Annotated in this window: 19 protein-coding genes; 6 read left to right on the top strand and 13 right to left on the bottom strand. The window is 58.7% G+C overall.

Going from position 1 to position 21,538, the window contains the following annotated elements:
* Positions 1-72: 72 nt before the first annotated feature.
* Positions 73-2,781 carry a magnesium-translocating P-type ATPase gene (gene mgtA / locus LJA86_RS20310; RefSeq protein WP_045335516.1) on the bottom strand — a complete coding sequence of 903 codons (2,709 nt, stop codon included), beginning with the start codon at positions 2,779-2,781 and terminating at the stop codon, positions 73-75.
* A gap of 391 nt (positions 2,782-3,172) precedes the next feature.
* Between mgtA and treR the strand changes: the two genes are divergently transcribed.
* The 5 genes from treR (at position 3,173) to nrdG (ending at position 10,446) form a co-directional block, all read left to right on the top strand.
* Positions 3,173-4,120, top strand: coding sequence for a trehalose operon repressor TreR (gene treR, locus LJA86_RS20305; RefSeq protein WP_229226645.1), 948 nt, complete (start codon positions 3,173-3,175; stop codon positions 4,118-4,120).
* A gap of 128 nt (positions 4,121-4,248) precedes the next feature.
* Positions 4,249-5,667 carry a PTS trehalose transporter subunit IIBC gene (gene treB, locus LJA86_RS20300; RefSeq protein ID WP_023310193.1) on the top strand — a complete coding sequence of 473 codons (1,419 nt, stop codon included), beginning with the start codon at positions 4,249-4,251 and terminating at the stop codon, positions 5,665-5,667.
* Between the two features lie 52 nt (positions 5,668-5,719).
* Positions 5,720-7,363 (top strand): alpha,alpha-phosphotrehalase, encoded by a 1,644-nt coding sequence (treC, locus tag LJA86_RS20295; protein WP_229226644.1) that lies wholly within the window; start codon positions 5,720-5,722, stop codon positions 7,361-7,363.
* A gap of 374 nt (positions 7,364-7,737) precedes the next feature.
* Complete coding sequence (gene nrdD / locus LJA86_RS20290) at positions 7,738-9,876, top strand: anaerobic ribonucleoside-triphosphate reductase (protein WP_063622677.1); 2,139 nt, start codon at positions 7,738-7,740, stop codon at positions 9,874-9,876.
* 105 nt (positions 9,877-9,981) lie between these two features.
* Entirely contained in the window at positions 9,982-10,446 is a 465-nt protein-coding gene (gene nrdG, locus LJA86_RS20285; protein ID WP_229226643.1) for an anaerobic ribonucleoside-triphosphate reductase-activating protein, read from the top strand.
* 32 nt (positions 10,447-10,478) lie between these two features.
* Here the strand turns inward: nrdG and LJA86_RS20280 are convergent, their stop codons facing one another.
* From LJA86_RS20280 to LJA86_RS20235, 10 genes are read right to left on the bottom strand one after another with little or no spacing between them, the layout of a single operon-like run.
* The gene (locus tag LJA86_RS20280; protein ID WP_229226642.1) at positions 10,479-12,389 is read right to left on the bottom strand and encodes a BglG family transcription antiterminator; all 1,911 of its coding nucleotides are present in this window, start codon (positions 12,387-12,389) and stop codon (positions 10,479-10,481) included.
* A 19-nt stretch (positions 12,390-12,408) separates the two neighbouring features.
* Positions 12,409-13,545 carry a lactonase family protein gene (locus tag LJA86_RS20275; RefSeq protein ID WP_229226641.1) on the bottom strand — a complete coding sequence of 379 codons (1,137 nt, stop codon included), beginning with the start codon at positions 13,543-13,545 and terminating at the stop codon, positions 12,409-12,411.
* 25 nt (positions 13,546-13,570) lie between these two features.
* On the bottom strand, positions 13,571-14,311 hold the full coding sequence (dagF, locus tag LJA86_RS20270; RefSeq protein ID WP_024907273.1) for a 2-dehydro-3-deoxy-phosphogluconate aldolase: 741 nt from the start codon (positions 14,309-14,311) through the stop codon (positions 13,571-13,573).
* Positions 14,308-15,426, bottom strand: coding sequence for a DgaE family pyridoxal phosphate-dependent ammonia lyase (locus LJA86_RS20265; RefSeq protein ID WP_229226640.1), 1,119 nt, complete (start codon positions 15,424-15,426; stop codon positions 14,308-14,310). The genes dagF and LJA86_RS20265 overlap by 4 nt, the downstream gene beginning before the upstream one ends.
* Entirely contained in the window at positions 15,410-16,543 is a 1,134-nt protein-coding gene (locus tag LJA86_RS20260) for an amidohydrolase/deacetylase family metallohydrolase (protein ID WP_229226639.1), read from the bottom strand. The genes LJA86_RS20265 and LJA86_RS20260 overlap by 17 nt, the downstream gene beginning before the upstream one ends.
* Before the next feature lie 42 nt (positions 16,544-16,585).
* Complete coding sequence (locus LJA86_RS20255; protein ID WP_003856081.1) at positions 16,586-17,227, bottom strand: DUF4310 family protein; 642 nt, start codon at positions 17,225-17,227, stop codon at positions 16,586-16,588.
* 13 nt (positions 17,228-17,240) lie between these two features.
* A complete protein-coding gene (locus tag LJA86_RS20250) occupies positions 17,241-18,017 on the bottom strand; it encodes a DUF4311 domain-containing protein (RefSeq protein ID WP_008501408.1) in 777 nt (258 codons plus the stop codon).
* 22 nt (positions 18,018-18,039) lie between these two features.
* A complete protein-coding gene (locus LJA86_RS20245; RefSeq protein WP_006810338.1) occupies positions 18,040-18,339 on the bottom strand; it encodes a DUF4312 family protein in 300 nt (99 codons plus the stop codon).
* Positions 18,340-18,341: 2 nt separating this feature from the next.
* Entirely contained in the window at positions 18,342-18,704 is a 363-nt protein-coding gene (locus LJA86_RS20240) for an SFCGS family glycine-rich protein (RefSeq protein ID WP_010427372.1), read from the bottom strand.
* A gap of 10 nt (positions 18,705-18,714) precedes the next feature.
* Positions 18,715-19,053 (bottom strand): glycine dehydrogenase, encoded by a 339-nt coding sequence (locus tag LJA86_RS20235; RefSeq protein WP_229226638.1) that lies wholly within the window; start codon positions 19,051-19,053, stop codon positions 18,715-18,717.
* A gap of 417 nt (positions 19,054-19,470) precedes the next feature.
* Here LJA86_RS20235 and LJA86_RS20230 point away from each other — a divergent pair, with 417 nt between their 5' ends.
* Positions 19,471-19,626: a Hok/Gef family protein gene (locus LJA86_RS20230; RefSeq protein WP_072061332.1), complete on the top strand. Its 156-nt coding sequence runs from the start codon at positions 19,471-19,473 to the stop codon at positions 19,624-19,626.
* Between the two features lie 69 nt (positions 19,627-19,695).
* On the opposite strand, the gene cybC is transcribed toward LJA86_RS20230, so the two are convergent.
* Both cybC and pmbA read right to left on the bottom strand, forming a co-directional pair.
* The gene (gene cybC, locus LJA86_RS20225; RefSeq protein ID WP_008501412.1) at positions 19,696-20,082 is read right to left on the bottom strand and encodes a cytochrome b562; all 387 of its coding nucleotides are present in this window, start codon (positions 20,080-20,082) and stop codon (positions 19,696-19,698) included.
* A 38-nt stretch (positions 20,083-20,120) separates the two neighbouring features.
* On the bottom strand, positions 20,121-21,473 hold the full coding sequence (pmbA, locus tag LJA86_RS20220; RefSeq protein ID WP_032643854.1) for a metalloprotease PmbA: 1,353 nt from the start codon (positions 21,471-21,473) through the stop codon (positions 20,121-20,123).
* Positions 21,474-21,538 lie beyond the last annotated feature (65 nt).

Genomic DNA, 21,538 nt, shown 5'->3' with positions numbered 1-21,538 from the left:
GGCGAGGGTGAAAGGCGGCACCGAGCGGTCCCCTCTCCCTTTCAGGGAGAGGGTTAGGGTGAGGGTATGTTTTTACTGCCAGCCATACCGACGCGCATAGAACCCTTTCACCATCTGCGTCAGCACCATGTAACCCGCGAGGATCGCCACCAGCCACGGGAAGTAGCTCAGCGGCAACGCCTGCAGCTGCAGGTAGCTCGCCAGCGGTGAGAAAGGCAGCGCGATGCCGAGCGCCATCACAATCCCCGTCATCACAATCAGCGGCCATGCGGCACGGCTCTGGATGAACGGAATGCGGCGCGTGCGGATCATATGCACAATCAGCGTCTGCGACAGCAGCCCGACCACGAACCAGCCGGACTGGAACAGCGTCTGGTGTTCCGGAGTGTTGGCGTGGAACACAAACCACATCAGGCAGAAGGTCAGAATGTCGAAGATAGAGCTGATCGGGCCAAAGAACAGCATAAAGCGCCCAAGATCTGCCGGGTTCCAGTGCTGCGGCTTCTGGATCTGCTCGTCATCCACGTTATCAAACGGGATAGCCACCTGAGACACGTCGTACATCAGGTTCTGGATCAGCAGGTGCAGCGGCAGCATCGGCAGGAACGGCAGAAACGCGCTCGCCACCAGCACGCTGAAGACGTTACCGAAGTTGGAGCTGGCGGTCATCTTGATGTACTTGAGCATATTGGCAAAGGTACGGCGCCCTTCGATGACGCCCTCCTCCAGCACCATCAGGCTTTTTTCCAGCAGAATGATATCCGCCGCTTCACGGGCAATATCGACCGCTCCGTCTACGGAGATACCGATATCCGCCGCACGCAGAGCGGGCGCATCGTTGATGCCGTCGCCCATGAAGCCCACCACGTGCCCTTCGCGCTTAAGCAGGGTGACGATGCGCTCTTTGTGCATCGGCGTCAGGCGGGCAAACAGCGTGGTGCGCTGGGCAAGCTTCGCCAGCTCGTCATCAGAGAGATGTTCAATATCGCTCCCGACCACCACATCACCCGCGTCCAGCCCCACCTCGTGGCACACTTTCGCCGCCACCAGTTCGCTGTCGCCGGTGAGGATTTTCACGGTAATACCGCTCGCCTTCAGCGCTTTGAGCGCCGGTGCGGTGGTCTCTTTCGGTGGATCGAGGAAGGCGATGTACCCCTCGAGGATCAGATCGGATTCGTCGATACGCTGATAGTCCCCCTCGCGCGCCGGCAGGAACTTGCTCGCCACCGCCACCACGCGCAGCCCCTGACGGTTCAGGTTGTCGGTGACGCGCTTGATGCGGCGCAGCATGGTATCGTCCAGCGGCACGATGTCGCCGTTATAGCGTACCTGTGTGGACACGTTGAGGATCTCCTGCAGCGCGCCTTTGCAGATCAGCTGATGCACATCCGTCTGCTCGCTCACCACCACCGACATCCGGCGGCGCTCGAAGTCGAACGGGATCTCATCCACCTTCTGCCAGCGGCCGGAGAGCGTGCGGGCGGACTCTTCATCTACCCCTTCCAGCACCGCGACGTCGAGCAGGTTTTTCAGCCCGGTCTGGTAATGGCTGTTCAGCCACGCGCTGTGCAGCACGCGCTCGCTGGTTTTGCCGGAGATATCAGTGTGGTTCTCCAGCACGATTTTGTCCTGCGTCAGGGTGCCGGTTTTATCGGTGCAGAGAATGTCCATCGCGCCAAAGTTTTGAATGGCGTCGAGGTGTTTGACGATCACCTTCTGTTTAGAGAGCTTCACCGCCCCGCGCGCCAGCGTAGAGGTGACAATCATCGGCAGCATTTCCGGCGTTAAGCCGACGGCCACGGAGAGCGCAAACAGCGCCGCTTCCCACCAGTCGCCTTTGGTGTAGCCGTTGATCAGCAGCACGATCGGCGTCATCACCATCATAAAGCGGATCAGCAGCATGCTGACGCGGCCAATTCCCTTCTGGAAAGCATTCGGCTCGCTCTCCTGCTCGCTGACGCGCCCGGCAAGCTGACCAAACCAGGTGTTGCCCCCGGTGGCGGTGACTATCGCCTGCGCGGTGCCGCTGACGACCGTGGTGCCCATAAAGCACAGGGTGTCGCATTCGAGCGGGTTCATCTGCTGCGGGTCGCGGCTGCGCGCCACCTTTTCAACGGGCAGGGATTCGCCGGTCAGGGAAGCCTGCGCCACAAACAGATCGCGTGCCTGGATGATGCGTAAATCTGCCGGGATCATGTCCCCCGCGGCCAGCTTCACCAGATCCCCTGGCACCAGCTGGTCGATAGGCAATTCCACCCAGGCGTTTTCGCCGAGATCGTTGATCACGCGCGAGACGGTCGCGGTGTTGCTGACCATCGCCTTCAGGGCGTCCGCCGCTTTGGTGGAGCGGGCCTCCTGAATAAAGTTCAGCAGCGTGGAGATGCCTACCATAAGGGCAATCACCCCTGCAGCAAACAGATCTTCCGTCGCATAGGAGATGAGGCCGAGCACGGTCAGCAGCAGGTTAAACGGGTTGCGGTAGCAGAGCCACAGATGCACCCACCACGGAGACGGCTTTTGCGCCGGAATGAGGTTATCGCCATGCACGGCACGGATTTTTTCCACTTCTGCCGCGTTCAGCCCTTCCGGGTGCCCGCCAAAGGCGCGCCAGACTTCGTTTTCATCCATCGCCGCCACGTTCAGGCAGCGTTCAGTCAGGGACGCGGGGATCGCCGCCCCCGCCATGTTTTTGGCATTGGGCAGCGGGTCGCGCTGAACAAGACGGTGTGGCAGGTGGCGGCTCAGCAGGGCTTGCAGCTGCCGGGTGATATTTTTAAACATAGTCATTCCTCCGCATCCGCAAACGCGGACGCAGCTTTTCCTTCAGGCGTGGCAAAGCCGTACCTGAGAGGCACTCAATTTTTCAAGCAGGAACGTTTGGGACGTTGCTGCCTCACATCACCGGTGAGTCAGCAACAGGCTGGCTTACCGGAAAGAACGCATTCTCCCGTTCAGGAGAGGTGTGGGATCGGGATCCATGAAGCCTCCGGTAAGTAAAAAGTAGGGTGTCGCCGCGCAGTATAAGGATTTAAGCGTACCCTTTGTGACGATTCGGGCGGTATTATACCCCCCTGCAAATAAACCGAACGTAAACCAGACTTTGCCCATAGCGAAATCGCGCTATAGCATTAGGCTCAATTGACCATTTTGTCGTTGTTACAGGGAATACAGCATGCAGAACCGCCTTACGATTAAAGACATCGCGCGTTTAAGCGGCGTGGGGAAATCAACCGTCTCACGCGTGCTGAACAACGAAAGCGGCGTCAGCGAACGCACCCGCGAGCGCGTTGAGGCGGTCATGAATCAGCACGGTTTTTCCCCTTCCCGCTCCGCGCGCGCCATGCGCGGGCAGAGTGACAAAGTGGTCGCCATCATTGTCTCGCGTCTGGATTCTCTGTCTGAAAACCTTGCCGTGCAGACCATGCTGCCCGCCTTCTATGAGCAGGGATATGACCCGATCATGATGGAGAGCCAGTTCTCGCCACAGCTGGTGGAAGAGCATCTGGGTATGCTCCAGCGGCGCAACATTGACGGCGTGGTGCTGTTCGGCTTTACCGGCATCAAAGACGAGATGCTAAAACCCTGGCAGCCGTCGCTGGTGCTGCTGGCGCGCGATGCCCACGGTTTTGCCTCCGTCTGTTATGACGACGAGGGCGCGATTATCACCCTGATGCAGCACCTGTTTGACGAAGGCCATCGCCACATCAGCTTCCTCGGCGTACCGCACGCGGACGTCACCACCGGCAAGCGCCGCCATGAGGCCTATCTGGCCTTTTGCAAAAAGCACAACCTCTCCGCCGTGGCCTCGCTGCCGGGGCTGGGCATGAAGCAGGGCTACGAGCAGGTCGCCAGCGTCCTGACGCCGCAAACCACCGCGCTGGTGTGCGCCACGGATACGCTGGCGCTGGGCGCGAGTAAATATCTGCAGGAGCAGCGTATCGATAACCTGCAGGTGGCGAGCGTCGGCAGCACGCCGCTGATGAAGTTTTTGCACCCGGAAATTATTACCGTCGACCCGGGTTATGCCGAGTCCGGCAGACAGGCCGCCGCGCAGCTGATCGAGCAGATCAACGGGCGCGCTGAGCCGCGTCAGATCGTTATTCCTGCCCACCTTTCTTAACCCCCGCTCAACGGTTTATTGTGATCTTCGCCCGATTTCGGGAACGTTCCCATTTTCGCCGTCACGCTGAAGGAGTAGGCTTGCGCTCAGGTCATTACCCCCCTCACCATCTGTCATGAGGTTTCATGATGAGTAAAGTCAAACAAGCAGATATCGATCAGTTGATCGTCCTAGTCGGCGGCCGCGAAAACATCGCTACCGTCAGCCATTGCATAACCCGCCTGCGCTTCGTGCTGAACGATCCGGCCAAAGCCAATCCGAAGGCCATTGAAGAACTCTCCATGGTTAAAGGCTGCTTCACCAACGCCGGTCAGTTCCAGGTCGTGATTGGTACCGAAGTGGGCGATTACTATCAGGCTCTGCTGGCAACGACCGGGCACTCCTCCGCCGATAAAGAGCAGGCGAAGAAGGCCGCACGCCAGAACATGAAGTGGCACGAGCAGCTGATTTCCCACTTTGCGGAGATCTTCTTCCCGCTGCTGCCAGCGCTGATCAGCGGAGGCTTGATTTTAGGATTCCGTAACGTCATCGGTGACGTGCCGATGAGTGACGGCAAAACCCTGGCGCAGATGTACCCGGCGCTGAAAACCGTGTACGACTTCCTGTGGCTGATTGGCGAGGCGATCTTCTTCTATCTGCCGGTCGGGATCTGCTGGTCCGCGGTGCGCAAGATGGGCGGTACGCCGATCCTCGGTATCGTACTCGGCGTCACGCTGGTCTCTCCGCAGTTAATGAACGCTTACTTACTTGGTCAGCAGGTGCCTGAGGTGTGGAACTTCGGCCTGTTTACCATCGCCAAAGTGGGCTATCAGGCGCAGGTCATTCCGGCCCTGCTGGCGGGGCTGGCGCTGGGCTTTATTGAAACCCGACTGAAGCGCATCGTGCCGGATTACCTTTATCTGGTGGTGGTGCCGGTGTGCTCGCTGATTCTGGCGGTCTTCCTGGCGCATGCCTTTATCGGTCCGTTTGGCCGCATGATTGGCGACGGCGTGGCCTTCGCGGTGCGTCACCTGATGACCGGCAGCTTCGCCCCGATTGGCGCCGCGCTGTTTGGCTTCCTGTACGCCCCGCTGGTGATCACCGGCGTGCACCAGACCACGCTGGCCATTGATATGCAGATGATCCAGAGCCTCGGTGGCACGCCCGTCTGGCCGATTATCGCCCTGTCTAACATTGCTCAGGCGTCCGCGGTGACCGGTATCATCATCGTCAGCCGCAAGCACAACGAACGCGAGATCTCCGTTCCGGCGGCCATCTCCGCCTACCTCGGCGTCACCGAACCGGCGATGTACGGTATCAACCTGAAATACCGCTTCCCGATGCTCTGCGCGATGATCGGTTCCGGTCTGGCGGGCCTGGTGTGCGGACTAAACGGCGTAATGGCAAACGGGATTGGCGTCGGCGGCCTGCCGGGCATCCTCTCCATCCAGCCCGCTTACTGGCAGGTGTTCGCCCTGGCAATGGCCATCGCGATTATCGTCCCAATGGCGCTGACTACCGTGGTTTATCAGCGTAAGTTCCGTCAGGGCTCGCTGCAGATTGTTTAATCTCTCTCTTTCGGGGCGCAGTTGCGCCCCTTCGCATTTGCAGGAACACACTATGAATACCCTTCCTCACTGGTGGCAAAACGGCGTTATCTACCAGATTTACCCCAAGAGTTTCCAGGACACCACCGGCAGCGGCACCGGCGATTTACGCGGCGTGACGCAGCGTCTGGACTACCTGAAAACCCTCGGCATCGACGCCATCTGGCTGACGCCGTTTTATATCTCCCCACAGGTGGATAATGGCTACGACGTGGCGAACTACACCGCCATCGACCCGGCGTACGGCACGCTGGATGATTTCGACGAACTGGTCGCCGAGGCGCACCAGCGCGGTATTCGCATCGTGCTGGATATGGTGTTCAACCACACCTCAACCCAGCACCCCTGGTTCCGGGAATCGCTGAACAAAGCGAGCCCGTACCGCCAGTTCTACATCTGGCGCGACGGCACGCCTGAGCAGTTGCCCAACAACTGGCGCTCCAAGTTTGGCGGCAACGCCTGGCGCTGGCACGCAGAGAGCGAGCAGTATTACCTGCACCTGTTCGCGCCGGAGCAGGCGGACCTCAACTGGGAAAATCCGGCGGTGCGCGCCGAGCTGAAAAAGGTGTGCGAGTTCTGGGCCGACCGCGGCGTCGACGGCTTGCGCCTCGATGTCATTAACCTGATTTCGAAAGATCAGGATTTCCCGAATGACGAGACGGGTGACGGTCGCCGCTTCTACACTGACGGGCCGCGCATCCATGAATATCTGCAGGAGATGAGCCGCGACGTCTTTACCCCGCGCAACCTGATGACGGTAGGCGAGATGTCCTCGACTTCGCTGGAGAACTGCCAGCAGTATGCTTCTCTCGATGGCCGCGAGCTGTCGATGACCTTTAACTTCCACCACCTGAAGGTAGACTATCCCGGCGGCGAAAAGTGGACGAAGGCGAAGCCAGACTTCGTGGCGCTGAAAACTCTCTTCCGCCACTGGCAGCAGGGGATGCATAACAAAGCCTGGAACGCGCTGTTCTGGTGTAACCACGACCAGCCGCGCATCGTGTCGCGCTTCGGTGACGAAGGAGAATACCGGGTTCACGCTGCGAAGATGCTCGGCATGGTGCTGCACGGTATGCAGGGCACGCCGTATATCTATCAGGGCGAAGAGCTGGGGATGACGAACCCGCACTTCAGCCGCATCACCGATTACCGCGACGTGGAAAGCCTGAACATGTTCGCCGAATTGCGCGCCAACGGCCGCGATCCGGATGAATTACTGGCAATCCTGGCAAGTAAGTCCCGGGATAATGGCCGCACGCCAATGCAGTGGGACGCGTCGCACAATGCGGGCTTTAGCGAGGGCGAACCGTGGATTGGCGTCTGCGATAACTACGAAACCGTGAACGCCCGCTCGGCGCTCGACGATGCGGATTCCGTCTTCTATACCTATCAGTCGCTGATTAGCCTGCGCAAAACCCTGCCGGTGCTGACGTGGGGGGATTATGAGGATCTCCTGCCGGAACACCCTTCTCTGTGGTGCTACCGTCGCCAGTGGCAGGGGCAGACGCTGATTGTTGCGGCGAACCTGAGTAATACGCCTCAGGAATGGCAGACAGACTTTCTCAGCGGTAAGTTGCAGGTGTTGATGAGTAACTACCCGACACCGCAAACGACGTCGCTGCGTCCGTTTGAAGCCGTCTGGTGGTTGCAACAGTAACCGTCCTGCCGGGTGCAGCCCTGCACCCGGCTTACTTTACTGTTTTTGTTGAATAATTAATCAGATTTTTCTCTTCCACCTTTACAATCTCTGAAGCGCCCGTCGTTTGTACTCTCGTCTTTTTACTTTGTTCTGAATCAAATAAATCGCAAACATGTTTGATGCAAATCACTATATGTAGCACTTAAAATGCACGCCGACCCAACATCTTGTATTTATCGTCTACTATTCCAACAACAAGACGGCGCTTACGCTGGCCGGAATTGTGGATAACACGAGCTGGGAACGCGGGAAGTCTTTGGCCTGGCGGGAAATGCGTCCGGTGAATACTTCTCCACCTCTGTGGATAACCTGTTTTCAAAAATGGAGTGATCATGACACCGCATGTGATGAAACGTGATGGCTGTAAAGTGCCGTTTAAATCAGAGCGCATCCAGGAAGCCATTCTGCGTGCAGCTAAAGCAGCGGGAGTCGATGACGCAGATTACTGCGCCACCGTCGCAGAAGTCGTTAGCAGCCAGATGAATGAACGCAGCCAGGTCGATATCAACGAAATCCAGACCGCGGTTGAGAACCAACTGATGGCAGGACCTTACAAGCAGCTGGCGCGCGCCTACATTGAGTACCGCCACGATCGCGACGTGCAGCGCGAGAAGCGCGGTCGTCTGAACCAGGAGATCCGTGGCCTGGTGGAGCAGACCAACTCCGCCCTGCTCAATGAAAACGCCAACAAAGACAGTAAAGTGATCCCCACCCAGCGCGACCTGCTGGCCGGTATCGTCGCCAAACACTATGCCCGCCAGCATCTGCTGCCGCGCGACGTGGTTTCGGCGCACGAGCGCGGCGAAATTCACTACCACGATCTCGACTATTCGCCGTTCTTCCCGATGTTCAACTGCATGCTGATCGACCTGAAAGGCATGCTGACCCACGGTTTTAAAATGGGCAACGCCGAGATTGAACCGCCTAAGTCAATCTCCACGGCCACCGCGGTCACGGCGCAGATTATCGCCCAGGTCGCCAGCCATATTTACGGCGGCACCACCATTAACCGTATTGATGAAGTGCTGGCTCCGTTCGTCACGGCAAGCTTCAATAAGCACCGTAAAACGGCTGACGAGTGGCACATTCCGGACGCTGACGGCTACGCGCACTCCCGCACCGAAAAAGAGTGCTACGACGCGTTCCAGTCGCTGGAATATGAGGTAAACACGCTGCACACCGCCAACGGCCAGACGCCGTTTGTGACCTTCGGCTTTGGCCTGGGCACCAGCTGGGAATCGCGTCTGATCCAGCAGTCCATTCTGCGCAACCGTATTTCCGGCCTCGGCAAAAACCGCAAGACCGCGGTGTTCCCGAAACTGGTGTTCGCGATTCGCGACGGCCTGAACCACAAGTTTGGCGATCCAAACTATGACATCAAACAGCTGGCGCTGGAGTGTGCGAGCAAGCGCATGTATCCGGACATCCTGAACTACGATCAGGTGGTGAAGGTCACCGGTTCGTTTAAAACGCCAATGGGCTGCCGCAGCTTCCTCGGCGTGTACGAGGATGAAAACGGCGAGCAGATCCACGACGGGCGCAACAACCTCGGCGTGATCAGCCTCAACCTGCCGCGCATCGCGCTGGAAGCGAAAGGCAATGAAGACGCCTTCTGGGCGCTGCTGGACGAGCGCCTGCAGCTCGCGCGTAAGGCGCTGATGACCCGTATTGCCCGTCTGGAAGGGGTCAAAGCCCGCGTCGCGCCGATCCTCTATATGGAAGGGGCCTGCGGCGTGCGCCTGAAGGCGGACGACGACGTGTCTGAGATCTTCAAAAACGGTCGCGCGTCGATTTCACTGGGCTATATCGGCATTCACGAAACCATCAACGCGCTGTTTGGCGATACGCACATGTACGACAGCGAAGCCCTGCGTGAGAAAGGCATCGCCATCGTTCAGCGCCTGCGCGACGCGGTAGACCAGTGGAAAGAGGAAACCGGCTACGGGTTCAGCCTGTATAGCACCCCAAGCGAGAACCTGTGCGACCGTTTCTGCCGTCTGGACACCGCCGAGTTCGGGATTGTGGAAGGTGTGACCGACAAAGGTTACTACACCAACAGCTTCCACCTCGACGTGGAGAAGAAGGTGAACCCGTACGACAAGATCGACTTCGAAGCGGCGTATCCGCCGATCGCCAGCGGCGGCTTCATCTGCTACGGCGAGTACCCGAACATTCAGCACAACCTGAAGGCGCTGGAGGACGTGTGGGATTACAGCTACCAGCACGTGCCGTATTACGGGACCAACACGCCTATCGACGAGTGCTACGAGTGCGGCTTTACCGGCGAGTTTGAATGTACGAGTAAAGGCTTTACCTGCCCGAAATGCGGCAACCACGATGCGGCTCGCGTCTCCGTGACCCGCCGCGTGTGCGGCTATCTCGGCAGCCCGGACGCCCGTCCGTTTAACGCTGGCAAACAGGAAGAGGTGAAGCGCCGCGTGAAGCATCTGGGGAATGGACAGATCGGTTAATCCGCTGCCACGGTAATGCCCGGTGGCGCTGCGCTTACCGGGCCTACGGACCGCTCTCTTTTGTAGGCCGGGTAAGCGCAGCGCCACCCGGCGTGGTTATTCGCGATGAACTATCACCAGTACTACCCCGTCGACATCGTCAACGGCCCCGGCACCCGCTGCACCCTGTTCGTCTCAGGCTGCGTCCACGAATGCCCCGGCTGCTACAACAAAAGCACCTGGCGCCTGAATTCCGGCAAGCCGTTCACCGCGGTGATGGAAGATAAAATCATCAGCGACCTGAACGACACGCGCATTCACCGCCAGGGAATTTCGCTCTCCGGCGGCGATCCGCTGCATCCGCAAAACGTGCCGGATATTTTGAAACTGGTGAAGCGCATTCGCCGCGAGTGCTCGGGAAAAGATATCTGGGTCTGGACAGGCTACAAGCTGGATGAGCTGAACGCGCAGCAAATGGAAGTCGTGGATCTGATTAACGTGCTGGTCGACGGCAAGTTCATGCAGGATTTAAAAGACCCGGCGCTCATCTGGCGCGGCAGCAGCAACCAGGTTGTGCATCATTTGCGTTGATCAAAGGCGGATGTTATCCATCCGCCCTTATCTCAAAAACGACTCAAACTCTCCATCGCCACCGCCTTAAACCCGGCAAAATCCTCGCAGCTACAGAGACGTGACATCGCCCGCTCGCGCAGGAAGGTGACGAAGATATCGTAAATCGCCATCGCCTCTTCGTATTCGCTTTTGCTGATGGCAAGCAGGAAGATGACGTGCGCGGTTTCGTCGCCCCACTGCACGCCGTGCGGAGCCAGCACGGTGTAGACCACCGTTTTCTGCGCCAGCAGGCCGAGGGAGTGCGGCAGCGCGATGCCGTCGCCGAGCATGGTACTGACGATAGCTTCACGCTCAACAACCGAATCCAGAAACTCCGCGCCAACAAAGCCTTCGGCCTCAAGCTGTTCACACAGCTCGCGGAACAGCGTCTGCTGATCGATCGGCTTGTCGATAATGCGGAAGTGGGCCGCGTCGAAGTATTTATCCAGCATCCACGGGCGGGTGCGGTCCACCAGCACCAGTTTGCCAATCTGTTCTAACTGATAGTCGGTCGGGAACGGGGCGATCATCACCACCGGTTTTGACTTTTCGCTGACGCGGGCGGTGGCGATCACAAAGTCTTCGCCAATCGTTTCCGCCAGCTCGTACTCGCGCAGGGTGAGCGTGCGCGTCACCTCAATCTGCGGGTATTTACGCTGCAGCACCGCCTCAATCATGCGCACCATCGCGTTACCGGCGTCGCATACCAGCAGCACGCGCGGCTGACGCTGGTAGCCAATGTTGTAGTGGCGCTCCAGCCCGACGCCAATATGCAGCACCAGGAAACCAATCTCGTTTTCGCTGATCACATACGGCGTGTATTTGCCCCAGCTCGACACCGCGGCCAGCGTCATGTCCCACGCCATCGGGTAGTGCTGCTTGATGTTATCCAGCAGCGGATTGGGGATCATGATTTGATACCGCACGCGGGTGATCATGGTTTTAATATGCGTCAGCAGATCCGCGTGCAGCTGCGCGTCGCTAAGCAGGTTGTAGTTATAGTGGGTGTTGATGTAGCGCAGGATGTAGTTGACCAGCGCTTCATCGTCATCGGCATTAATCGCGCTGGGCGCGATCTCCTGGATCTGCCGCGCCGCAATGTGCACGCACAGCCAGCTCTCCTCCGACGGCGAAAGCGTTTTGCCGGCCAGCTGCTGGATGGTCACCGCGATATCCTTCGCCGCCTCGCGCACGTTCTCTTCCACGTCTTCGGCATGGAATTCCGGCAGCGGGTAACCTTCGCTGATGCGACGTACCGACACCGCGCAGTACAGGCGCAGGAACAGCTCGCCTTCATCGGTCAGGCGAATGTGATGACGCGTCAAGGCGTCGTGCAGCACCGGCACCATCTGCTCCACCACGCCCGCATTGAGCGCCACGTCGGTTACCAGCGGGTTCAGGCTGTCCTGCTGCGCCAGCTCCCAGAGCAGATCGGTCAGGCACGCGCGGGTCGACATCTCGCTGCCAAACAGCTTCATCCCATGGCGCGGACGGGTTTCCAGCGTCAGGTTGTAACGATGAAACCACTCGCGTACCTCCGCCATGTCGCTTTGCAGCGTGGCGCGGCTGACGAACCACTCGTCCGCCAGATCCTCCAGCTTAAGCGAAAACGCCGAGGTGAGAAAACGCACCACCAGATAATGCACGCGCTCCGGCCCGGTCCGTGGGATACGCAGCGCGCGCGGGTGGGATGCCTGAAGCTGCTGATAGCGCTCGGCATCCTCAATTTTGAGCTGGTAGCCGTTGCCCCGGCTCAGGATAAACTGCGCGCCGTGGCTGGCCAGCAGCGCGTTCAGGGCGGTGATATCCGCACGGACGGTTCGCGTGGAGACCGACAGCCGCTGCGCCAGCTCGTCCTGCGGCAGCGTCTCGTTTTGCAACAGATCGAAAAGTTGCGCTAAACGTTGGTTCGGAAATCGCACGTCGTTGTCCTCTAACAGCTTAAGGTGAAATGACCATCTGGGATGGGCTGCCGACCGGGGTATAGTCCGGTTCGAAGCTCAATTTCCCGTCCTGCGCCACGCGGAAACGGGTAATGTTGTCGCTGCGCTGGTTCATGACGTACAGCCAGCGTCCCTGCTTATCGAGCGTCAGGGTGCGGGGATAATCACCACGCGTCCACACGTCATCCTGATGCGTCAGCGTGCCCTCTGCTGTTACGGTAAAGTGCCCGATGCTGTTATGCAAACGGTTAGCCACATACAGTTGCTTACCATCGGCGCTTAATGCGAGCCCGGCAGCAAAGCTGGTGCCTTTGTAACCTTCCGGCAGAGCAGAGACCGTTTTATCCTCTTTCAGGGTGCCGTTGGCGTTCACGGTATACCGGGTGAGCGTCGACGCCTCTTCGTTAATCAACCACAGGGCATCGCCCTTCGGCGTAAAGACAAAGTGGCGCGGCCCGGCGCCTTTCGAGGAGGCGCTGATAAACGGCGGATCGTTCGGCGTCAGCTTTCCTGTCCGATCGTCAAAACGGTACTGATAGATGCGATCCAGCCCCAGATCGGTGGAAAACACGTATTTCCCGCTTGGATCGGCGGCGATCATGTGCGCATGGGGGCCGTTATGATCGCTGATCGCGAAACTGCCCTCCGCAGCAGCTTCGGGCTTCACCGCGCCCGGTTCGCCTTGATCCTGATGTTTGTCCGTGGCTTCACCCAGGCTGCCGTCTGCGTTGACGGGTAAAACGGCAATTGAGCCGCTGACATAGTTCGCCACCAGCAGATGCTGGCCGTTCGGCGTCAGGGAGAGATACACCGGCCCGGCACCGCCGGAGGCCACCTGATTGAGCTCGCTCAGCTCACCGTTATCGCCGACGCGCAGCGCCTGCACCACGCCCTGCTCCACTTCACTTGCCAGATACAGCGTTTTGCCGTCCTGTGAAAGGGTCAACTGCGCCGCATTCGGCAGTTTGCTCACCAGCGTTTTATCGTTCAGCGCGCCGGTTTGCGGGTTAACAGTAAAACGGTACAACCCTTCACCGTTCGGATTATAGGTACCCACCCAGGCATATTGCGTCTGGGCGACAGCGGCGGTGGCGAGCATTGAGAGTGAAGCGACAAGCAAGGTACGGGTGTGCATGGTGGCTCCTGTATATATGTGAGTTCTACTTCACCAGCTTCTTCGTCATCGCCAGCAGGGTACGCACATCTTCCGGACGCGTATCACCGCTGGCTTTGTCGATAATCGAGCTGTAGATATGCGGGATGATTTTGCTCACGCCCGCGTCGAGGGCGATCTGCAGGATCTCCTCATAGTTTTCCAGATCGATACCTCCGGTCGGCTCCAGCCAGAAGTCGTGACGGGCGCAGGCTTCCGCCACCGCTTTGTACTCGTCACGGCACTTCAGGCCGCCCATCGGGAAGTATTTGATAGAGCTGCCGCCGAAATCTTTCAGCAGGGCAATCGCCGTTTCAACCGGCACGATGCCGTCCGGCGCTGCGCTGCTCAGCGGGCCGGTGGAGATTTTCACCATTCCGACGGTGCCGGTCGGGGAGACCAGACCGTTGACCACGGACTCGTTCTGCCCCAGCAGCGCGCGGCTGGTAGCCACGCCGGTAAAGACCTGGTTGACGTGCTGCGGCTGCACCTGACGGGAGATCTCGCTCACCATCGCCGACTGGTTCGGGTCGCCCGCGCCCAGCCCAACGGAGAGCGCGTTATCAATCAGCGCCGCGTACTCGCGCATATCCGCTACCGCGCTGGCCACGTCCGGGTAATTTTTGGAGAGCACGCCCACCAGCACATGACCTTCCGCAGCCTCGTAGATGGCGCTGGCGTTGGCTTTCGACCCTGCCAGCACGTTCAGACAGACGCGGTCACGGTAAAAGTTGGGGGTCAGTTTCATGCGTTTTTCTCCTGTCCTAACACTTCGCTAATGCGGCGGTACACGATGTTCAGCTGATCAGCATTCACGCTGCGCACATCCGCTTCGATAATCCCTTCGTTGGCCTTGTAGCCACGGAAGTAAATGGCGTATTCGCCCTGCTTCAGCTTCGCCACCAGGTCACCCGTGCCGACGCCGGTGGTGGCTTCGTCAAATTTAATCTCGGTGCGGGCGATGTCGCGTCCGGCGCTGTCCCAGACCACGCGCGCGGTCACACCGTTCAGGGTGTTGAGCGCCTCGATAAACGGCGTCATTTTCGCCACCATCTCGGCGCCGCTCTCTTTGGTGGCCGTCAGATAGTGTTCGATGGCGCAGGTCAGGCCAAGAATGCCCTCTTTACCCACCTTCATGGCACGGCCAATGCCCGCCGTCTGGCGTTTGACCCACTCAATGTACTGGGTTTTGCCGATCACCAGCCCGCTGGTTGGGCCTTCGATCGCCTTCGCGCCGCTGTAGATCACCAGGTCCGCGCCGGAGCGGTAGTAAACATGCAGATCTTCTTCCGCCGCGGCATCGACGATGAGCGGCAAGTCGTGTTTACGCGCAACAACGGCCGCCTGCTCGACGCTGAGCATGCTTTTCTGCACGCAGTGGTGAGATTTGATATAGAGGATCGCCGCCGTGCGCGGGGTGATCGCCGCCGCCAGCTGATCGGCGGAACATTCGTTGGCGTAGCCAGCCTCCACCAGCCTGCCGCCGCCCAGCGCGACCATGGTGCCCACCGGCGCGCCAAAGTTCACGTTGTGGCCTTTCGGCAGGACGATTTCGTTGTTCTCAATTGGGGTAACGTGCAGATTTTCCAGCAGCCAGTCGCTGTCTTTGACCAGCACCGCCGCCACGGACTGGGCAATGCCCGCCGACGCGCAGGAGACGACCGTCGCCCCTTCCACATTCAGCAGCTTCGCGATGTACTCCCCGGTTTTATTGACCAGATCCTTCATCTCGAAATAGTGATTCATGCCGTCCATCGCCGCCTGCACCACCTCCGGGCGCGGCGTAGAGACGCCCAGCGCCGTCATGCGGCCAGAGGTGTTGATAACCTGCTTTAAATGGTACTTCTCATAAATCGAAGGCATTTTCCGTGCTCCCTTGTTCGGTCATGTAGCCCTTGCCCGCGCGGATCGCGGCAAGCGGCACCAGAATGTGTTCAGCCTGCAGGCTGTCTTTTTCGGCATCCGTCAGCACCGTCGGCTGACGTTTGAGGATGAATAGCGTCAGGTCGGCGTCGAGACCCGGCTGAATGCGGCCCTTGCGCGTCAGGCGCAGACCGTCGGCGGCGTTCGCCGTGACGCAGTCAATCACCTGCGGCAATGACATGCCGATGGCGAGAAACTTCGACATCACGCTTGCCAGCGAGCCTACCGGGCCGTTGATGCGGTTGCGGCAGTAGATATCTGAGCTGATGGTGTGCGGCAGAATGCCCATCGCGATAGCGCGTTTTGCCACCTCAAAGCTAAAGCTCGCCGTGCCGTGCCCCACATCCAGACGCACGCCGCGCTTCAGGGCAGAGGATATGGAGGCGCGCAGCTCGCCCGAGGGCGTCAGAATGCGGTTAGGCTTGCCGTTATAGCAGTGGGTAATGATGTCGCCGGAACTCAGGAGTTCGGCGATTTCGTCGAGATTTGGCGGGTTGTTGCCGATGTGCACCATCAGCGGCAGGTCGCCGTTCTCTTTCTGAATCGCTTTCGCGCGCGCCAGCGGCGTGATGCCGTTGTCACCGACCACGCTGCTGCTCATGCGCGCCTTCAGGCCGACGATAAAATCAGGGTGGCGCTTCACCGCCTGCTTCACCGCGTCGGCATCAACATTGGCCATATTGGCGAGCTCGTTCTGGGCAATCAGCCCCACGCGGGAGATGTTCAGCAGAGCAAAAACCTCAGTGGAGGCCTTGCGGGTGATCTCATAGAAATCGTCCACATCGTCGGCGCCGGTGCTGCCCGCGTCCACTACGGTGGTGACGCCGGTGGCAACGCCCACGCTGTCGGGTTCGTCGTGGTAAATCGGGGAATTCGGGTAGCAGTGTACGTGGGAGTCAATCCAGCCTGCGCTGACGAACACTTCACCGTTCAGCTCAACCGTTTTATGCGCGGGCGCGTTAATCTCGCCCAGCGCCGCGATTTTCCCGTCCTGAATGGCGATATCGGTCAGGGTATCGTCGGTGAGGCGCGCACGGCGCAGGAGTAAATCAAACATGAGGATCTCCTGATAAGGCGGGCGCCAGCGCGCCCGCGGGTATTAAAGGGCAACCGGGAACAGCCAGCCCAGAATCATCGCGCCGAGGATAGCGCCACCGGTAATCGGCTTCTGCCAGATGTAGAACAGCAGCGCACCCACCAGCGAGCCGACGCCGATTGGAATGGAGGCGGTCATGGCGCTGAGGATAATCAGCGGCCCGAGGAAGCGACCGGAGGCGTTGCCCGCGCCCATCATCACGTCTGCGCCGTAGGTGGAGTTGCTCTGGTTGATGGTGAACTTACGCGCCAGGATGATGACGTAGCCAATCGCCAGACCAATCACCAGGCCGGTGATCAGCGAAGCAATAAAGTTGGTCACCGGGAACATGATCCCCGCGCCCAGCAGCAGCGCCGGTACGCCGAGACCTACGCCGGTCTGGATCGCCCCGCCGATGTCGAGAATACCGACCAGCGACCCTTCGATAATACGGGCGAACAGGAAGCTCGCGCCAAACGCCGCCACCGCGCCGTAAACGCCGGTATCAATGCCCGCTTTCAGCATCGCCACGAAGGCCACTTCGTTAAACGCGCCGATGCCGTAGAGGTAGTACATGTGCGTCCCGGCAAACACGCCGGAGGAGAGCAGGCCAACGAAGATCGGGAACGACCAGTCGGCATACCAAAAACCTTTATTCTGTTCCATTTAGAGGCTCCTGTTATTTACCGCTGAGCGAGTTGTGGATCATGTCGAGCCAGTTCGGCACGGTCAGATGGAAGGATTCGATCATCTTCATGTCGAAACCGCGGAAGAAGCCGCTCAGCACGAAGAGCAGGACGATAGCCGCCATCATCACTTTGGTGACGTGGTTCCAGCCGCTCTCTTCCACGCCTTTCCCGATCAGGATCCCCAGCACCAGGCCCGGTACGGCGTTGCCCATAATCAGCTGCGCCGCGCCGCCGAAGATGGTGGCCCAGAAGCCCGATTTTTTACCCGCATCGATGGCCGCCAGCCAGAAGATCACCGGCATCACGGTGTTCACCAGCAGGTTTGCCGCCGGCACCAGCACCTTCACGGCGGTGACCTGAAGCGCAGCGGGAACGGAGGAGGCGGTCAGGTTAAGGAAGGTCACGACGATCATGCCGATCACGCCGCAGGCAATCGCCATTTTGCGGGGATCGTGCAGCGTTTCGCCGACGTTACGGTTTTTGATCATCAGTGCAGCCGCACCCCAGTTCGGGATGATGCGGTGGTCAACGTCCTGTGTGAAAGCCCCTGCGGCCACGGAAGAGGCCCAGGCGTTAAAGAAGAAACCTAACCCAAAGGAGAAGTGGGACGCCGGATCCCCTTCACAGGAGTTCAGTTCCCCCAACGTACGAAACGCGCCCATACCCTGAGTGGTAGGCGCATGAAACATGCGTGCAGCCCCGGCGCCCACACCGACGCCAACCAGGCCGCCAATGATGAGCGATTTTATTAATATAATTAAGAACATCAGTCTGCCCTTTTATGAATAATCAGCGTTGCGTGACGAAATCCACCTGGTCGAGATTGATGGCTGTCACGTTGACGGTCACATCCAGCTCCACGCTGTAGGTGCGTCTTTCCCGGCGCAGAAAGAAGAACAGAAACGCTTCTTTACGCACCGCTTCTTGCGCCTGAACGACCTGCACATCCTGTGGCTCAATACGCAGTAAGATATGCGGTGAGGCTTTCATCACCGCGGCCTGAACGTGGTTGAGCGCGTCGGCAAAGGCGCGCGCTTTGGCGTCGCCCTTCCCCTTCACTCTCACCGTGGTTGTGAACTGTTCTTTCATGCTTATGCGCCGTATTTCTTCTGCCACGCCTGTACCAGACGCTCGCCAAGCTCTTCTTTATCCATAAAGCCAAAGCCCAGCACGTTGCAGCCTTCGTTGATGGCGGTCACGCCCTCTTCCACGGAACGCATGCCGTATTTGGCTTTGTAGCCATACTTGGTCTGGGCGGTGATGGCACCCGCGCCGCCGCTGCCGCAGAAGGAGATGCCGAAGGTGGCGTTTTCCGCTTTCATCATGTCGCCCAGCTTCATGTCTGCCGCCATGCCCGGTACGACAACCGCGCGTCCACCTGCTTTTTCCACACCGGCAGCCACTTTCTGACCTTTACCCAGGCGATCGCCAATCACGACTGTAATCTGTTCCATGTGTTGCTCCTTAAAGGTTGTCTTTTGCGACTTCAAAGTGAACGGAGAGCAGCCAGGCTTCTTCATCAGGAAGGTTGCCAAACTGCGCGACCACTTCACGGGCAAGCCGCATTGAATCCGGCGAAATTTCGTCAAACAGCTCTGCTTCAACCTCCGGCAGCGGCTCGCCGGTCACGGACCGGTGCGCCATGGCGCGCACGTGGGAGGTGAGCATCTGCTCCTGTACTGCATTGGGGATGATGTTGTTCCGGGCCAGCAGGACATAGACCTGCTGCAGCATGGTGTTTGCGAGTTGATCTGTTTGCACCGCCTGTTCCCCAACGTCGTTCATTACCGCTCCGTTAATCACTGGTCTTACCCCGTTAATGGCTCTGGATTAAAACTAACGGTGGGAGGGACGGGTTTGTAGCGAGTTGTTTTCCACTTCGAAGTGGAAAGGCGAGCCGCAGCAGTGATCTGTGCCACATAAATGCGCCGAATCTGGATAAATCAATGTATTCGCGTGATGAATATCACGCTATTACGCGGCAACGAACGGGTAAGCAGAGTGGAAAAGATTCCGAGCAGGCTCGTAGAAATGTGACGTGGATAAGGTTTTCTTATGGGGATTGGGTAGAGTGGCGGCGGGTGCTTGAGACTGACCGTCTCAGGCATGGGACGGAAAGTGGAAAGCCCCGCCTGATAGAAAATCAGGGCGGGGGCTCGAAACGACACGTCACGACCGTGGAGTTCGCTACCTCGCCCGCTTTACAGCAAGGAGGCATCCATGAAACGCAGAAACCCAAGTATCGGGGTTTTGATGATTATTGCTTTGACAATAATCATCTTAACGCTGGTGACGAGGAAAACACTGTGCGAAATCCGTTTTCGAAACGGCTCGCTTGAAGTGACAGCGCGGATGGATTGTCGCTCCGGCCAGTAGGGAGCAAGGATGCGGAGGCGCGTCATGCGCCTCCGCATACGGGGAAGGACGTACAGCTCAGGCACCCAATTAACGATACTTTTTGTGGTACGTATTGCGCGTGGTCACAAACTGCTCGGCCGCCGCCTGGGCCTCTTTCACTTTGCCTTCGTTAGCGAGCTTCAGCGCGCCGTCGATCTGGCCGACCAGCACGTCAAAGCCGTGGCGGTAGTCTTTCATCTCTGCACTGTCTGCCGCTTTGCTTTCCAGCTTTGGCGGCGTCGCTTTTTGGGCGTCCAGCGCCGCTTCACGCATTTTGGTCAGCGCGTCTTTCATTTCCGCCGCATTGTCGGTTTTCTGCACCACCTTCAGGTTTTGACCGAGGATGCCCATGTCGTCTTCAAGATCGGCAGCAAACGCAGAAGAGCCAAGAACCAGCGTTGAAGCTGCGACGATCGCTAACAGATGTTTACGCATTGCTCACTTCCTTTTTTATTATTAACAAAACGCTATCTCTATTGTCCGGCGATTTTCATTTCCGGAAGTAATACAGAACCACACTGTATATTGCTGCGTGTTTCAATATCGTTACCGACCGTAACGATATTGCGCCACATATCCTTCAGATTGCCAGCGATGGTAATTTCGCTCACCGGATACTGGATTTCACCGTTTTCCACCCAGAAGCCCGCCGCACCGCGAGAGTAGTCTCCGGTGATGCCGCTGACGCCCTGACCCATCAGCTCGGTCACCACCAGACCGGTGCCCATCTCCTTCAACATCTGCTCAAAGTTGAGGCCCTGTCCGGCAATGCGCCAGTTGTGAATGCCGCCCGCGTGCCCGGTGCTTTTCAGCCCCAGCTTGCGCGCAGAGTAGTTGGTCAGCAGCCACTGGGTCAGCACGCCGTCTTTGACGATGTCACGACGTTCGGTGCGCACGCCTTCGCTGTCGAACGGCGTGGAGGCCAGCCCTTTCAGCAGGTGCGGATGTTCTTCGATGGTCAGCCATTCCGGCAGGATCTGCTTGCCCAGCGAGTCGAGCAGGAAGGTTGATTTACGGTAAACGGAGCCGCCCGCAATCGCGCCCACCAGATGGCCAAACAGACCGGTCGCCACTTCATTGGCAAAAATCACCGGCGCTTTCATGGTGGAGAGTTTACGCGGCGACAGGCGAGACAGCGTGCGTTCAGCGCATTCTTTGCCTACCCACTCCGGAGACTGCAAATCCCCCAGCGCGCGGCCAATGGTGTAGGCGTAGTCACGCTCCATGTCACCGTTCTCTTCGGCGATGACGCAGCTGGAGAGCGAGTGGCGGGTAGAGCAATAGCCCTGCAGCATGCCGTGGCTGTTGCCAAAGACTTTGATGCCGTAGTGGCTGTTAAAGCTGCCGCCTTCGGTATTGGTGATGCGCTTGTCGGCCTGCAGGGACGCCTGCTCGGCGCGCGCGGCCAGTTCAATGGCTTCGTCCGGGGTCACTTCCGCCGGGTGGAAAAGATCGAGATCCGGCGCGTCAAACGCCAGCAGATCTTTATCCGCCACGCCGGCGTAAGGATCCGGCGAGGTGTAGCGGGCGATATCCAGCGCGGCCTGCACCGTACGGGCGATGGCATCCGGACTGAGATCGGTGGAGGACGCACTGCCTTTGCGATTCTGGTGGTATACCGTGATACCCAGCGCGCCGTCGCTGTTAAATTCGACATTCTCCACTTCGCCATAGCGGGTGCTCACGCTAATGCCGGTGGTTTTGCTGACCGCCACTTCGGCGCCATCTGATTTTTCTGAAGCAAGCATCAGCGCGGTGGAGACGGCTTCTTCCAGAATCTTACGCTGCGCTTCAACTTGTGAGGTTACTTTCATCGCAAATGCCATACTGTAAGAGAGAGTTAACTGAAGTCTAACAGAGAACCGTTTTTCAGTGCGCGTCTTAACTGGTA

Origin of the sequence: Enterobacter sp. TCD1-1, from assembly GCF_020567405.1 — a bacterium.
GTDB lineage: Bacteria > Pseudomonadota > Gammaproteobacteria > Enterobacterales > Enterobacteriaceae > Enterobacter > Enterobacter quasiroggenkampii.
This window is presented reverse-complemented; position numbering and strand designations above follow the sequence as displayed.